The organism is uncultured Sneathiella sp. (assembly GCF_963976355.1).
Classification (GTDB): domain Bacteria; phylum Pseudomonadota; class Alphaproteobacteria; order Sneathiellales; family Sneathiellaceae; genus Sneathiella.
The window spans coordinates 1-15,652 of the sequence record NZ_CAXBKA010000016.1 but is presented as its reverse complement, the minus strand read 5'-3'; the positions used below and the strand labels follow the sequence as shown (position 1 = coordinate 15,652).

Here is a 15,652-nt window from a genome sequence, read left to right as displayed (position 1 = left end):
CGTGAAGGCGGACGTACCGTCGGCGCCGGCGTCGTATCCTCCGTAACCGAATAAGGAAAATGGCTGTCGATTGTTTTTGTCAGCGTAAAGATTACATGTAGATTATGGTCAGTCCCGGGCGTCGGAAATTGATTTCGGCGACCCGGGATTGCCCGTTCAGACCGGAGGAGTGTAGCTCAATTGGTAGAGCACCGGTCTCCAAAACCGGGGGTTGTGGGTTCGAGTCCCTCCTCTCCTGCCAATCTGGTTGATCTATAAGTAAAAGTCTTGTATACCGCCGGGTCATTCACCGGTTGAAGGATTTTTGAAGAATTATGGCAAAGGTAAATCCAGGAGCTTTTATCCGCCAAGTGCGGCAGGAAGCCTCGAAAGTCACATGGCCGACACGTAAGGAAACGCTAGTGACGACGGGGATGGTGTTTGTGATGGTTTTTCTGGCATCCATGTTCTTCTTCCTGGTAGACACCGGCATTCAGTTTGTCATCAAAACAATTATGTCCCTGGGATCCTGATCACATGGCAAAACGTTGGTACATCATTCACGCCTATTCGGGTTTTGAGAAGAAAGTCGCTCAATCCGTCAAGGAGCAGGCCATTGTCAAGGGAATGGCGGACTTATTCGAGGATGTCCTGGTACCGGTTGAGGAAGTTGTTGAGGTTCGGCGCGGTCAGAAGGTTAACGCGGAGCGCAAGTTTTTCCCGGGTTACGTGCTCGCCCATATGGAGATGAATGACGAGACATATCATCTTGTGAAGAATCTACCGAAAGTGACCGGTTTCCTCGGGAATGGTAACAAACCGACGCCGATCTCCGAGAAGGAGGCATTGGCGGTGCTCAATCAGGTGCAGGAGGGGATTGAACGGCCGAAGCCGTCCGTCACGTTCGAGCTGGGTGAGGAAGTGCGTGTCAGTGATGGTCCGTTCGCGACATTCATGGGACAGGTCGAGGAAGTAGATGAGGAAAAGGCGAAATTGAAAGTCTCGGTTTCCATTTTCGGGCGTTCTACTCCGGTTGAGCTTGACTATTCGCAAGTCGAGAAGAGCTGAATATTCGAAAATTCCGCATGGTGCGGATCGTTGTGGGAGGCCGGCCATGGTCGTACCACAGCCCCTTAATTTGAAGAGGGTTTAAAATGGCAAAGAAGATTAAAGGTTATATCAAGTTGCAGGTCCCTGCGGGACAGGCAAATCCATCCCCGCCCATTGGCCCGGCCTTGGGTCAGCAGGGTGTGAATATCATGGAATTCTGCAAGGCATTCAATGCCTCTACAGGAAACATGGAAGGTGGCATGCCGATCCCGACGGTCATCACGGTTTATGCCGATCGGTCGTTTAGTTTTATCACTAAAACGCCGCCGGCGTCCTATTTCCTGAAAAAGGCTGCCAATCTTAAAAAAGGCGGCAGCACGCCGAGCAAGGAAGTTGCAGGCAAGGTAACCGTCGCACAGGTGCGTGAAATTGCCGAAGCGAAAATGGTAGACCTGAATGCCAATGACATTGATTCGGCCATGAATATTATCAAAGGCTCTGCCCGGTCTATGGGCCTGGAAGTGGTGGGGTAGGATCATGGCAAAATTGACTAAGAGACAAAAAGCCGCAGTTGATGTAATTGACCGCGAGAAATTTTATGGCCTCGACGAAGCAGTCGAGATCATCAAGGCTCACGCAAAGTCGAAATTCGACGAAACCGTTGAAATCGCGATGAACCTGGGTGTTGATCCTCGGCATGCGGACCAGATGGTGCGCGGCGTGATCCAGTTACCGAATGGCACAGGTAAGTCTGTGCGGGTTGCCGTGTTTGCCCGTGGTGACAAGGCGGAAGAGGCGACCGCCGCAGGCGCTGATCTCGTTGGTGCGGAAGACCTGATGGAAAAAATCCAGGCGGGTGAAATGAATTTCGACCGCTGCATCGCAACGCCGGATATGATGGCTGTTGTTGGCCGCCTCGGCAAGGTGCTGGGCCCGCGCGGCCTGATGCCGAACCCGAAACTGGGCACGGTAACGCCGAATGTCAGTGAAGCCGTCGCGGCTGCCAAAGGTGGGCAGGTCGAATTCCGGGCGGAAAAGACCGGTATTATTCATGCCGGCCTTGGAAAGTCCAGCTTCACAAAGGAAGCCTTGAGTGAAAATATCAAGGCTTTTGTCGAAGCCGTGGCGAAATCCAAGCCAAGCGGGGCAAAAGGAACATTTATCAAGAAGATCGCCGTCAGCTCGACAATGGGCCCCGGCGTGAAACTTGAAATCGGCGACGTGATCTAACGCCGAATACGGAATTTGCCGCATTTCGGTGCGGCAAGTGTCGGGCTGGTCCGCCAGCCCGTCTGTCCAAGACTGCAGGTGTTCCCGGAAATATCTATTTTCGGGAATTTAAAAGCAAACCGTTGCCTGCATAGACAGGGAAGCTAAATAATTCGCTGCGTGTCAGCAATTCAGGTGGACCTGGGACAGTTTAACCGGACCCGACGCAAGTCAGGTTCAAATGTAAACGGAATGTCTTGCGTAATTATGACATTCCTAATACTGGAGACGACGAGTGGACCGATCGCAAAAAGAAGCGGTGGTTGCCGAGCTAAACGGTGTCTTTAACGAGGCAGCTGTTGTTGTTGTCGCCGAATACAGTGGTCTCACTGTGGCGGAAATGACAGATCTGCGTGTGAAGATGCTTGATGCCGGAGCCAGCTTCAAAGTGACTAAAAATCGGCTTGCGCGTCTCGCTCTTGACGGCACGGACTACAGTTCCCTGTCCGGTAAACTCAAAGGCCCGGTCGGTATCGCCTATTCAAGCGATCCGGTTGCGGCTCCCAAAGTTGCCACGGACTATGCAAAGGGAAATGAGAAGTTCATCGTTATCGGAGGTGCCATGGGAGCAACGGAACTTGATCCGGATGGGGTCAAGTCTCTTGCCAGCCTGCCATCTCTTGATGAACTTCGTGGAAAACTGGTCGGGTTGCTTCAGGCCCCTGCGACAAAAATCGCAGGTGTCCTTCAGGCTCCTGCCGGTCAGTTGGCCCGTGTCCTGTCGGCGAAAGCCGAACAGGGTTAGATGTAATAGCCAGTTAATTTTAAACGAAACCAATAGGTTTACCTGAGGAGAATAGTACAATGGCCGATCTCGAAAAGATTGCCGAAGACCTTTCCAGCCTGACTGTGCTGGAAGCTGCAGACCTTGCAAAACTTCTGGAAGAAAAATGGGGCGTTTCTGCTGCTGCTCCTGTTGCTGTTGCCGCTGCTGGCGGTGCTGCTGCAGGTGGTGACGCAGCCGCTGCGGAAGAAAAGGATGAATTCGATGTCATTCTTGCTTCTGTCGGTGACAAGAAAATCAACGTCATTAAAGAGGTCCGTGCAATTACGGGCCTTGGTCTTAAGGAAGCGAAAGACCTCGTTGAAGGCGCCCCTAAGCCTGTTAAGGAAGGTGCTCCTAAAGACGAAGCAGCCAAGATCAAAGAACAGCTTGAAGGCGCAGGCGCGACTGTTGAGCTTAAATAAGCAGTGCAGATGCGGCGACCTTTGGGGAGCTGAAATGGTAACGGGGAAGGCGGCTTTTGCTGCCTTCCCCGCAGCCGCTTTCTAAGCAGGCAAGCGGTAATCCGGCGGGATTTCAAAAGCGTGGCTTTTCCGGTAGTCCGAAAACCGGAGCGAAATTTGTCGGACGTTCTTCCGCCCTCTCCTGGTTAAGGTAAGGTTGGTGAAGACCGGCAAGCAGCCTTTCTGAGAGAGGTTGTTTTTTAGTTGGCCAATAAACATACGGGGATTTGGCATGGGCATATTGCAGTCGTTCACCGGTCGCAAGCGCGTTCGTAAGAATTTTGGAAGTATCGAGGCGGCAACTGAAATGCCGAACTTGATTGAGGTTCAGAAAACCTCATACGATGCGTTTTTGATGAAAGACACACCGCCCGAGACGCGTGGCGATGAAGGTTTACAGTCTGTTTTCAAATCCGTTTTTCCGATCAAGGACTTCGCCGATACGGCCAGCCTTGAATTTGTTTCCTACGAGTTTGAAGCTCCGAAATATGACGAGGAAGAATGCCAGCAGCGCGGCATGACCTTCGGTGCGCCGCTCAAAGCGACGCTGCGCCTGATCGTCTTCGAAGTGGACCCGGATACGGAAGCGAAATCGGTTCTCGATATCAAGGAACAGAGTGTTTACATGGGCGATATGCCGCTCATGACCGACAAGGGCACCTTCATCATCAACGGGACTGAGCGGGTCATCGTTTCCCAGATGCATCGTAGCCCGGGCGTTTTCTTCGACCACGACAAGGGCAAGACCCATGCGAGCGGCAAGCTTCTCTTTGCAGCGCGCGTTATTCCCTATCGGGGTTCCTGGCTCGATTTCGAGTTTGATGCAAAAGACATTGTGCATGTCCGCATCGACCGCCGCCGCAAACTGCCTGTTACGGCATTGCTCCAGGCGCTTGATATGAGTCATGAGGATATCCTCAATTATTTCTACGATCGTGTGGACTACAAGCTGGAGAAAAAGGGCTGGCGCACACCGTTCAATGTTGAACGCGTCCGTGGCAGCCGCCTGATCCGCGATCTTGTGGATGCGGACACCCAGAAAGTTGTCGCCGAGGCTGGTACAAAGATCACCCAGCGGCTCGCCAAGAAGCTGATGGACGAAGGCCTGAAAGACATGCTGGTCGGTCATCTCGATCTGGTGGGTCGGTATATCGCCGAAGACCTGATCAACGAGAAAACCGGTGAGGTTTTTGTCGAAGCAGGAGAAGAGCTGACGGAAGCACTGATTGATCAGCTGGAAGCAGCCGGTTTTAAGGAAATTCCGACCCTCGATATCGATAATGTGAATGTCGGCCCATACATCCGCAACACGTTGGCGGTCGACAAGAGCAATTCACGTGATCAGGCACTGATTGATATTTACCGGGTCATGCGCCCGGGTGAACCGCCGACCGAGGAAACAGCGGAAGCCTTGTTTAATGGGCTCTTTTTCGACTCTGAGCGTTATGATCTCTCGGCTGTTGGCCGGGTGAAAATGAACCTGCGCCTTGATCTTGAGGTTGAAGATACGGTGCGTGTCCTGCGCAAGGAAGACATTCTGGAAGTTGTTAAGACTCTGGTCCGCCTCAAGGACGGCCATGGTGAAACTGACGATATTGATAACCTCGGCAACCGGCGGGTTCGTTCCGTCGGGGAACTGATGGAGAACCAGTATCGCATTGGCCTGCTCCGCATGGAGCGCGCTATTCGTGAGCGGATGAGCTCGGTCGAGATTGATACGGTCATGCCGCATGACCTGATCAATGCGAAACCGGCGGCCGCCGCTGTGCGCGAATTCTTCGGCTCCAGCCAGCTCAGCCAGTTCATGGATCAGACGAATCCACTTTCGGAAATCACGCATAAGCGGCGCCTGTCGGCGCTTGGCCCGGGCGGTTTGACCCGTGAACGGGCGGGCTTTGAGGTTCGGGACGTGCATCCGACCCATTATGGTCGCATCTGTCCGATTGAAACACCGGAAGGTCCGAACATTGGCTTGATCAACTCGTTGGCAACATTTGCGCGGGTGAATAAATACGGCTTTATCGAAAGCCCGTATCAGCGTGTTGAAAACGGCAAGTTGACCGGCGACGTTAAATATCTCTCCGCTATGGAAGAGAGCAAGCATACGATCTCCCAGGCGAACGCGGCCCTTGATGAAAAGGGTCAGTTCACGGAAGACTTCGTGCGCTGCCGGGCGCAAGGCGAATATGTTGTCGCCAAGCCGGAAGACGTGACCTATATCGACGTGTCGCCGAAACAGCTGGTGTCCGTTGGTGCGGCGCTTATTCCGTTTCTGGAAAATGACGATGCGAACCGCGCCCTGATGGGATCGAACATGCAGCGGCAGGCTGTACCATTGCTCCGGGCTGAAGCACCGTTTGTCGGTACAGGCATGGAAGAGCGGGTGGCCCGCGACTCCGGCGTTGCCACAACGGCGAAGCGTTCCGGTATTGTAGATCAGGTTGATGCAACCCGCATCGTGATCCGTGCGACGGATGAGCAGGATCTTAGCAAGTCAGGTGTAGACATCTATAACTTGCTGAAGTTCCAGCGTTCCAACCAGAACACCTGCATTACCCAGCGTCCGCTGGTGAAGGTGGGCGACAAGGTTGAGGCCGGTGACATCATTTGTGATGGTCCCTCCACGGATCTGGGCGAGCTTGCGCTTGGCCGTAACGTGCTGGTCGCCTTCATGCCGTGGAACGGTTATAACTTTGAGGATTCCATCCTGATCTCCGAACGGATCGTGAAGGACGATGTCTTTACGTCGATCCATATTGAGGAATTTGAGGTGATGGCCCGTGATACGAAGCTCGGTCCGGAAGAAATCACCCGCGATATTCCGAACGTTGGTGAAGAAGGGCTTAAAAACCTCGACGAAGCTGGCATCGTTTATGTCGGGGCGGAAATCCAGCCGGGTGACATTCTTGTTGGCAAGATCACGCCAAAGGGTGAAAGTCCGATGACACCGGAAGAAAAGCTTCTCCGGGCGATCTTCGGCGAGAAGGCGTCCGATGTCCGCGATACCTCCCTGCGTTTGCCGCCAGGTGTTGCCGGTACGGTTGTTGAAGTTCGTGTCTTCAACCGCCACGGTGTTGAGAAGGACGAGCGCGCGCTCGCCATCGAACGCGACGAGATCGAGCATCTGGCAAAAGACCGCGACGACGAAAAAGCGATCCTGGAGCGGACGATTTATGACCGCCTCAAGGGACTGCTGGATGGAGAAAAGGTTGCCTCCGGGCCGAGTGAGTTCAAAGCCGGTGAGGAGATCAAGTCCGAAAAACTTCTGGAACTGCATCCGGGCGTTTGGTGGCAGATCAGCGTCAAGAACGACGAGGCAATGGAGAAAATCGAACAGCTCAAGAAGCAGTATGATGAAGCTATTGGCGGTCTTCGCGCCCGCTTCGAGAACAAGGTCGATAAATTGCAGCGTGGGGACGAGTTGCCGCCGGGCGTCATGAAGATGGTCAAAGTCTTCGTGGCCGTTAAGCGCAAGCTGCAGCCGGGTGACAAAATGGCCGGCCGTCACGGGAACAAGGGTGTTATCTCCCGGATCCTGCCGGAAGAGGATATGCCTTATCTCGAAGATGGCAAGCCTGTCGATATCGTGCTGAACCCGCTGGGTGTGCCGTCGCGTATGAACGTTGGCCAGATTCTGGAAACGCATCTGGGCTGGGCGAGCCATGGTATCGGAACACAGGTTACCGAGATCATGAACCGTATCCGTCACGGATCGGCGGATCTTGAGCCACTCAAAGCCAAGCTGAAAGAAGTTTATGGCGATGAGGAATATGAGGAAAAAATCTCCGGCATGTCCGATGAGCAGTTCCTCGAGCTTGGTGGTAACCTGCGCAATGGTGTGCCCATGGCAACGCCAGTGTTCGATGGAGCGAAGGAGGATGATATCAACCGTCTTCTGGAAATTGCCGGTCTCGATACCTCGGGTCAGGTAACGCTCATTGACGGTCGAACAGGCGAGACATTTGATCGCAAGGTGACCGTGGGCTATATCTATATGTTAAAGCTGCACCATCTGGTCGATGACAAGATTCACGCGCGGTCGATCGGTCCTTACAGCCTCGTTACCCAGCAGCCACTGGGCGGTAAGGCACAGTTCGGCGGACAGCGGTTCGGTGAGATGGAAGTCTGGGCCCTGCAGGCCTATGGCGCCGCCTATACTCTGCAGGAAATGTTGACCGTGAAGTCGGACGACGTGGCAGGGCGAACAAAAGTCTATGAAGCCATTGTTCGCGGTGACGATACGTTTGAAGCTGGTATTCCGGAAAGCTTCAACGTTCTGGTCAAGGAAATGCGGTCCTTGTGCCTCAATGTGGAGCTTTCGCAGATCGGCTACTGATCAATTGGGTCCCGGCTTCGGCCGGGACGTTGATCAAAACAGGTATTTTTTTAAGGCTGCTTTATCAAGCGCCTCCCGGGGACCCCGGGGTTTAAAAGGAGAGATGGTCCATGAATGAGTTGATGAACCTTTTTGGTCAGCCACAGGGCACTCAGGCTTTTGATGAAATCCGAATTTCGATTGCGTCGCCGGAGCGGATCCGGTCGTGGTCCTTCGGTGAAATCAAGAAGCCCGAAACCATCAATTACCGTACGTTCAAACCGGAAAAAGACGGTCTTTTCTGCGCCCGTATCTTTGGTCCGATCAAGGATTATGAATGCCTGTGCGGCAAGTACAAGCGGATGAAGTATCGCGGGATCACCTGTGAGAAATGCGGTGTTGAAGTCACGCTTTCGAAGGTTCGCCGTGAACGCATGGCGCACATTGAGCTGGCGTCCCCGGTCGCCCATATCTGGTTCCTGAAATCACTTCCGTCCCGTATCGGGCTTTTGCTCGATATGACGCTGAAAGACCTGGAACGGATCCTGTATTTCGAAAACTATGTCGTCGTTGAGCCGGGCCTGTCGCCGCTCAAGCAGTTCCAGCTTTTGAGCGAGGAAGAGTATCTGGATGCGCAGGACGAATATGGCGAGGACGCCTTCACTGCCGGTATTGGTGCGGAAGCTATCCGCGATATTCTGACTTCCCTGGATCTGGAAACCATTCGCGACGAAATCCGGGAAGAAATGGCGACGACAACCTCGGAAGCTAAGCCACGTAAGCTCGCGAAGCGCCTGAAAATCATTGAAGCCTTCATGGAGTCGGGGAACCGTCCTGAATGGATGATCCTGCAGGTCATTCCGGTCATTCCGCCGGAACTGCGCCCGCTGGTTCCGCTGGATGGCGGTCGCTTCGCAACCTCCGACCTCAACGATCTCTATCGCCGGGTGATCAACCGGAACAACCGTCTGAAACGGCTGATCGAGCTGCGCGCGCCGGACATCATTGTCCGTAACGAAAAGCGCATGCTTCAGGAATCCGTTGATGCCCTCTTTGATAACGGCCGTCGCGGCCGGGTGATTACGGGCGCCAACAAGCGGCCGCTGAAATCCCTGTCCGACATGCTGAAAGGCAAGCAGGGCCGGTTCCGTCAGAACCTGCTTGGTAAGCGCGTCGACTATTCCGGCCGTTCCGTTATCGTGGTCGGGCCGGAGCTGAAGCTCCATCAATGCGGCCTGCCGAAGAAGATGGCGCTGGAGCTGTTCAAGCCCTTCATTTATGCCAAGCTCGAACTCAAGGGCATGGCGGCAACCGTCAAGATGGCGAAGAAGCTGGTCGAGAAAGAGCGCCCGGAGGTCTGGGATATTCTGGAAGAAGTGATCCGGGAACATCCGGTTCTGCTTAACCGCGCACCGACGCTTCACCGTCTTGGTATTCAGGCGTTTGAGCCGATCCTGATTGAAGGCAAGGCCATTCAGCTTCATCCACTCGTCTGTACGGCCTTTAACGCCGATTTTGACGGTGACCAGATGGCGGTTCATGTGCCGCTTTCACTGGAAGCGCAGCTTGAAGCCCGCGTTCTCATGATGTCCACCAACAACATCCTGAGTCCGGCGAGCGGCAAGCCGATCATCGTGCCCAGCCAGGACATCGTTCTTGGTATCTACTATCTCACTATGGATATGGCGAATGAGCCAGGTGAGGGGATGGTAATTGCCGATGTAGCGGAAGCCCAGCACGCGATCGATAATAGGATTCTGACCCTTCACAGCAAGGTCAAGACCCGGATTAATGTGGTGCAGGAAGACGGCACCGAAATCCGCAAAGTCGTCGAGACAACCCCGGGCCGGATGCTGATTGAAGAAATTCTGCCAAAGAATGCCAAAATCAGCTTTGATCTGATCAACCGCCTGTTGACCAAAAAGGAAATCACGCAGGTTATTGACGAAGTTTACCGTCATTGCGGGCAGAAAGAGACGGTGATCTTTGCGGACCGTTTGATGGGTCTCGGCTTCTCGCATGCCTGCCGGGCCGGTATTTCCTTCGGTAAGGATGACATGCGCATTCCGGAATCGAAAGACAAACTGGTTGAAGATACCCGTAAACTCGCCGAAGAGTATGAGCGGCAGTATTACGATGGTCTGATCACGCAGGGTGAGAAATACAACAAGGTCATTGATGCCTGGTCGCAATGTACGGACCGTGTCGCGGATGAGATGATGAAAGTCATTGAAGCCGTGGAGATGGACGAGAACAATCGTCAGGTCGGCATTAACTCCATCTACATGATGGCGAACTCCGGTGCTCGTGGTTCTGCAGCCCAGATGAAACAGCTTGCCGGTATGCGCGGCCTGATGGCCAAGCCGTCCGGCGAGATCATCGAGACACCGATTATCTCCAACTTCAAGGAAGGCCTGAGCGTTCTCGAGTACTTCAACTCGACGCATGGCGCGCGTAAGGGTCTCGCGGATACGGCGCTCAAGACGGCTAACTCCGGTTACCTGACCCGCCGTCTGGTGGACGTTGCCCAGGATTGTGTCGTGATAGAAGAAGATTGCGGAACTGAAAAGGGTGTGACCGTACGCGAGGTTGTTGAAGGCAGCGATATCATCGCAACCTTGAGCGATCGCCTGTTGGGCCGGACCGCGGCTGTTGACGTTGTTAATCCGTCAACGGATGAAGTCATCGTGGCGGGCGGCGAGATGTTTGATGAGGCGAGCTCGCTTCTTGCGGAAACCTCTGGTGTCGAGCAGGTGTTGATCCGTTCGGTTCTAACCTGTGAAACGAAGGGCGGTATCTGCGGAAAATGTTACGGTCGTGACCTTGCCCGCGGGACACCCGTCAATATTGGTGAGGCTGTTGGCGTTATTGCGGCACAGTCTATCGGTGAGCCCGGAACACAGCTGACGATGCGAACCTTCCATATCGGTGGTACGGCTCAGGTTGCTGAGATTTCCTCGATCGATGCGTCACATGACGGTACGATCCGGCTTGAAAACCGCAATGTTGTTGTCAACAGCACAGGAAATCCGATTGTGATGGGGCGGAACTCCGAACTGGTTCTGGTCGATGACAATAACCGGGAGCGTGCGCGCCACCGCATTACTTATGGTACGCGGTTGCTCGTTGACGATGGGTCGGCGGTCAAGAAGGGCGATAAGTTGGCGCAGTGGGATCCGTTCACCACGCCGGTTATCACGGAAATTGAGGGTACGGTCAGCTACAAGGACCTTGTTGGCGGCGTCTCCATGGCGGAGCAGGTGGATGAAGCCACCGGCATCGCCCGGAAGATTGTTGTTGACTGGAAATCACAGCCGAAGGGAAGTGATTTGCGGCCGCGTATTACCCTGCGCGGAAGCGATGGGGAACTTCTGACACTTCCAAGCGGTCATGAGGCACGCTACTTCCTGCCCGTCGATGCGATCCTGTCGGTTGAAGATGGCGCGGACGTACAGGCTGGTGACGTGCTGGCACGTATTCCTCGTGAAGGGTCCAAGACCAAGGATATTACCGGTGGTCTGCCCCGTGTGGCCGAGCTTTTCGAAGCGCGGCGTCCGAAGGACCATGCGATTATCGCCGAGGCGGACGGTTTCGTCGAATTCGGCAAGGACTACAAGTCCAAGCGCCGGGTCTCGATCCGTCCGGAAGAGGAAGGGGCGGAACCTGTCGAATATCTCATTCCGAAAGGCAAGCATCTCTCTGTTAATGAGGGCGACTATGTCCGTACCGGCGACTATCTTCTCGATGGGAACCCGGCACCGCACGATATCCTGAAAGTACTGGGCGTTGAGGCGCTGGCAAACTTCCTGATCAATGAAATTCAGGATGTTTACCGACTGCAGGGCGTGAAGATCAACGACAAGCATATTGAAGTGATCTGCCGTCAGATGCTGCAGAAGGTCGAGATCGAGAAGCAGGGCGAAAGCTCCTTCCTGATCGGTGAGCAAATCGACCGTGAAGAGTTCGAAGCGCAGAATGAAAAGCTGGTCGACGCAGGCAAGGCTCCGGCGGAAGGCAGCCCGATCCTGCTGGGTATTACGAAAGCCAGCCTGCAGACGAATTCCTTTATCTCCGCAGCGTCCTTCCAGGAGACGACACGGGTTCTGACGGAGGCTTCGGTCGCCGGCAAGAAGGATACCCTGCTGGGCCTCAAGGAGAACGTGATCGTTGGCCGTTTGATTCCGGCAGGTACCGGGTCGCAGATGAACCGCATGAAGCTGATTGCGGCGAAACGCGACCGGGAGATCCAGGAGAATTCAGAGTCTGCTGTAGACGTACTGGAATCCGAAGGAGTGGAAGAGACGTCTGCCGCCGAGTAGCTCGGCCGGAATCGGTATGTTCTGTCGCTGCAGCAGCGGCGCATAGCCTGAGATTAAAAGCGGTGCCCGGTATCGGGCGCCGCTTTTTCTATATATAAAATGGCAAATAGATGGTTATGGGCAAGCGCGTTTCATTGCCGGGTGTCAAAATCTCTTGAAATCTGCCAAAAAGCGGGGAGTTGAGAGCGCAAAAAGGAACGCACGGAAAGATTAACAAAAAGGCAATCTTTTCTGCTTGACTGTGCCGGACCTCACCCATATATTGCGCGCTCCTGACAGCAAGTCGTGTACGTCATTTTCCGTGTGTCGTCAGGATTTTTTTAAAAAACACACGTGTCAAGTCTATTCGGGTGGACGCAAAAAACCTGACCGCGAGCAGAGCCGCAGCTGCGCGCGGCTGTTCTGTTTGCGGCAACGCATGATAGGAAGAAGAATGCCTACTATTAATCAGCTGATCAGAAACCCCCGCAAGGCGCCGGTTTCACGCAACAAAGTGCCCGCCATGGAGGCGTGCCCGCAAAAGCGTGGTGTTTGCACAAGAGTTTATACGACGACTCCGAAGAAGCCGAACTCAGCTTTGCGGAAAGTTGCTCGTGTTCGTCTGACCAATGGCTTTGAGGTTACAAGCTATATCCCTGGTGAAGGCCATAACCTGCAGGAGCATTCGGTTGTTTTGATCCGTGGTGGTCGTGTGAAGGACTTGCCGGGTGTTCGTTATCACATCATTCGTGGTGTGCTGGATACGCAAGGCATTGCGGATCGCCGTCAGCGTCGCTCCAAATACGGCGCGAAGAAGCCGAAATAAGGGAATTATCGAATGTCACGTCGTCACGCAGCTGAAAAGCGCCAAGTTCTCCCTGATGCAAAATATGGGGACGTTGTTCTGACCAAGTTCATGAACTCCCTCATGTTTGACGGGAAAAAGTCTACTGCCGAAGGCATCGTTTACGGTGCTTTTGACATTATCGAGAAGAAAACCGGTTCGAGTGCGGTTGAGGTCTTCCATGAAGCGCTCGACAAAATCAAACCGGACCTTGAGGTGCGGTCTCGTCGTGTTGGCGGCGCTACCTATCAGGTGCCGGTCGAAGTCCGCTCGGAGCGCGGACAGGCCCTTGCCATTCGCTGGCTGATTTCTAGCGCTCGCAAGCGCTCCGAAGTCACCATGGTGGATCGCCTTTCCGGTGAAATTCTCGATGCGTCGAACGAGCGCGGGGGCGCTGTCAAGAAACGCGAAGACACTCACAAGATGGCAGAGGCGAACCGTGCTTTTGCTCATTATCGCTGGTAATCGAAATATTTACGCAAGCTTGATCTAGGATTACAGACATGGCACGCAAAACGCCCATCGAAAAATACCGCAACATTGGCATTATGGCCCATATTGACGCGGGCAAGACAACGACCACGGAACGTATTCTGTACTATACAGGTGTGTCTCACAAAATTGGTGAGGTGCATGATGGTGCGGCGACGATGGACTGGATGGAGCAGGAGCAGGAGCGCGGTATCACCATTACCTCGGCTGCGACGACCTGTTTCTGGAAAGATCACCGCATCAACATCATTGATACGCCAGGCCATGTTGACTTTACGATTGAGGTTGAGCGTTCCTTGCGGGTGCTTGACGGCGCCGTTGCCGTATTTGACGGTGTTGCCGGCGTTGAGCCGCAGTCTGAAACTGTCTGGCGCCAGGCGGATAAATACCATGTGCCACGGATGTGCTTCGTCAACAAGATGGACCGTACCGGCGCTGACTTCTACCGCTGCGTTGAAATGTTCAAGACTCGCCTCGGCGCGAAGCCGCTTGTTCTTCAACTGCCGATCGGTTCCGAAGCTGATTTCGAAGGTGTCGTTGATCTGATCAAGATGCAGGAAATCGTCTGGAATGGCGAAGAGATGGGGGCATCGTTCGAATATCGCGATATCCGCCCGGAGCTTGCTGACGAGGCGGCTGAATATCGTGAGTCGATGCTTGAGACAGCTATTGAGTCTGATGAAGCGGTTCTGGAAGCTTATCTGGAAGGCGAAGAGCCGGACGAGGAAACCTTGCGCCGCTGTATTCGTAAGGGCACGCTGTCCGCAACTTTTGTTCCGGTTTTGACGGGCACGGCCTTTAAGAACAAGGGTGTGCAGCCGCTGCTCGATGCCGTAATCGAATTCATGCCGTCGCCGACCGATATTGGCGGAACACATGGTATCGATGTGAAGACGGAACAGGATATCGAGCGCCTGCCGTCCGATACAGAACCTTTTGCCGGTCTCGCGTTCAAGGTGATGACGGACCCGTTCGTTGGGTCGCTAACCTTCGTTCGTATCTATTCCGGTGTGCTGGAAGCGGGTACGCAGACTTTGAATTCGGTCAAGAACAGCCGTGAGCGCGTTGGCCGGATGCTTCAGATGCATGCCAACAGCCGGGAAGACGTGAAAGAGGCACGCGCAGGTGACATTGTCGCTATTGCCGGCCTGAAGGACACAACAACGGGTGATACGCTTTGTGACTCTGCGAAGCCCGTCATTCTGGAGCGGATGGAATTTCCAGAGCCGGTGATCGAAATTGCCGTTGAGCCGAAGACCAAGACCGACCAGGAAAAAATGGGTGTCGCCCTCAATCGTCTCGCGAAAGAGGATCCGTCCTTCCGTGTGACCTCTGACCATGAAAGCGGCCAGACGATCATCAAGGGCATGGGCGAATTGCATCTGGATATCATTGTTGACCGTATGCGGCGTGAGTTTGGCGTCGAGGCAAACGTTGGCGCACCTCAGGTGGCTTATCGCGAAAGTATTACCAAGCAGGCTGAACTTGACTACACGCACAAGAAGCAGTCTGGTGGGTCGGGTCAGTTTGCCCGCATCAAGCTGGTTGTGCAGCCGGGCGAGCCGGGTGCCGGATTTACCTTTAGCGACACAATTACAGGCGGCTCGGTTCCGAAGGAATATATTCCGGGTGTCGAAAAGGGCGTCAAGGATATCATTGAGACGGGCGTGCTTGCCGGGTTCCCTCTGATTGATGTCGATGTGGTGCTCGTCGATGGCGCGTTCCATGATGTCGACAGTTCGGTTATGGCGTTTGAGATCGCCGGCCGTGCGGCAATGCGGGAAGTTGCCCGCAGCGCCGGTCTGCGGCTTCTGGAGCCGATGATGAAAGTTGAGATTGTCACGCCGGATGAGTATATCGGCGACGTGATGGGCGATTTGAACAGTCGCCGCGGTCAAGTGACCGGAACGGAACCGCGCGGTGTCGCGCAAGTCGTAAATGCCATGGTGCCGCTGGCCAACATGTTTGGCTATGTGAACAACCTGCGCTCCCAGACACAGGGCCGCGCAACCTTCACCATGACGTTCGACCATTATGAACCAGTGCCACAACACGTTTCAGACGAAGTTCTGGCGAAGTTGGCGTAACACATAAGCTTAGGCAGCCGGAAATAACGGAGAGATAAAATGGCCAAAGAGAAATTTGATCGTAGTAAGCCGCATGTTAATATTGGGACGA

Annotated in this window: 11 protein-coding genes and 1 tRNA gene; all 12 read left to right on the top strand. The window is 54.2% G+C overall.

The features are described 5' to 3' along the window. Positions 1-165 precede the first annotated feature (165 nt). The 12 genes from AAC599_RS19670 to fusA all read left to right on the top strand — a co-directional run bounded on the left by AAC599_RS19670 (position 166) and on the right by fusA (position 15,561). Positions 166-241, top strand: a tRNA-Trp gene (locus AAC599_RS19670). A gap of 73 nt (positions 242-314) precedes the next feature. Then, positions 315-512, top strand: a complete 198-nt coding sequence (gene secE / locus AAC599_RS19665; protein WP_293959282.1) for a preprotein translocase subunit SecE — start codon at positions 315-317, stop codon at positions 510-512. A gap of 4 nt (positions 513-516) precedes the next feature. Next, positions 517-1,047 carry a transcription termination/antitermination protein NusG gene (gene nusG, locus AAC599_RS19660; protein ID WP_340152094.1) on the top strand — a complete coding sequence of 177 codons (531 nt, stop codon included), beginning with the start codon at positions 517-519 and terminating at the stop codon, positions 1,045-1,047. An 86-nt stretch (positions 1,048-1,133) separates the two neighbouring features. Then, on the top strand, positions 1,134-1,562 hold the full coding sequence (gene rplK / locus AAC599_RS19655; RefSeq protein ID WP_340152093.1) for a 50S ribosomal protein L11: 429 nt from the start codon (positions 1,134-1,136) through the stop codon (positions 1,560-1,562). Positions 1,563-1,566: 4 nt separating this feature from the next. Beyond that, on the top strand, positions 1,567-2,259 hold the full coding sequence (rplA, locus tag AAC599_RS19650; protein ID WP_340152092.1) for a 50S ribosomal protein L1: 693 nt from the start codon (positions 1,567-1,569) through the stop codon (positions 2,257-2,259). Positions 2,260-2,533: 274 nt separating this feature from the next. Continuing rightward, positions 2,534-3,043, top strand: coding sequence for a 50S ribosomal protein L10 (gene rplJ, locus AAC599_RS19645; RefSeq protein ID WP_340152091.1), 510 nt, complete (start codon positions 2,534-2,536; stop codon positions 3,041-3,043). Positions 3,044-3,102: 59 nt separating this feature from the next. Next, on the top strand, positions 3,103-3,486 hold the full coding sequence (gene rplL, locus AAC599_RS19640; RefSeq protein WP_293959271.1) for a 50S ribosomal protein L7/L12: 384 nt from the start codon (positions 3,103-3,105) through the stop codon (positions 3,484-3,486). Positions 3,487-3,763: 277 nt separating this feature from the next. Next, entirely contained in the window at positions 3,764-7,861 is a 4,098-nt protein-coding gene (gene rpoB / locus AAC599_RS19635) for a DNA-directed RNA polymerase subunit beta (RefSeq protein WP_340152095.1), read from the top strand. A gap of 110 nt (positions 7,862-7,971) precedes the next feature. Beyond that, on the top strand, positions 7,972-12,159 hold the full coding sequence (rpoC, locus tag AAC599_RS19630) for a DNA-directed RNA polymerase subunit beta' (RefSeq protein WP_340152090.1): 4,188 nt from the start codon (positions 7,972-7,974) through the stop codon (positions 12,157-12,159). Between the two features lie 433 nt (positions 12,160-12,592). After that, positions 12,593-12,964, top strand: coding sequence for a 30S ribosomal protein S12 (gene rpsL / locus AAC599_RS19625; protein WP_161316330.1), 372 nt, complete (start codon positions 12,593-12,595; stop codon positions 12,962-12,964). Positions 12,965-12,976: 12 nt separating this feature from the next. Next, the gene (rpsG, locus tag AAC599_RS19620) at positions 12,977-13,447 is read left to right on the top strand and encodes a 30S ribosomal protein S7 (RefSeq protein WP_340152089.1); all 471 of its coding nucleotides are present in this window, start codon (positions 12,977-12,979) and stop codon (positions 13,445-13,447) included. Between the two features lie 38 nt (positions 13,448-13,485). Further along, entirely contained in the window at positions 13,486-15,561 is a 2,076-nt protein-coding gene (fusA, locus tag AAC599_RS19615) for an elongation factor G (RefSeq protein ID WP_340152088.1), read from the top strand. The last annotated feature ends 91 nt before the right edge of the window (positions 15,562-15,652 follow it).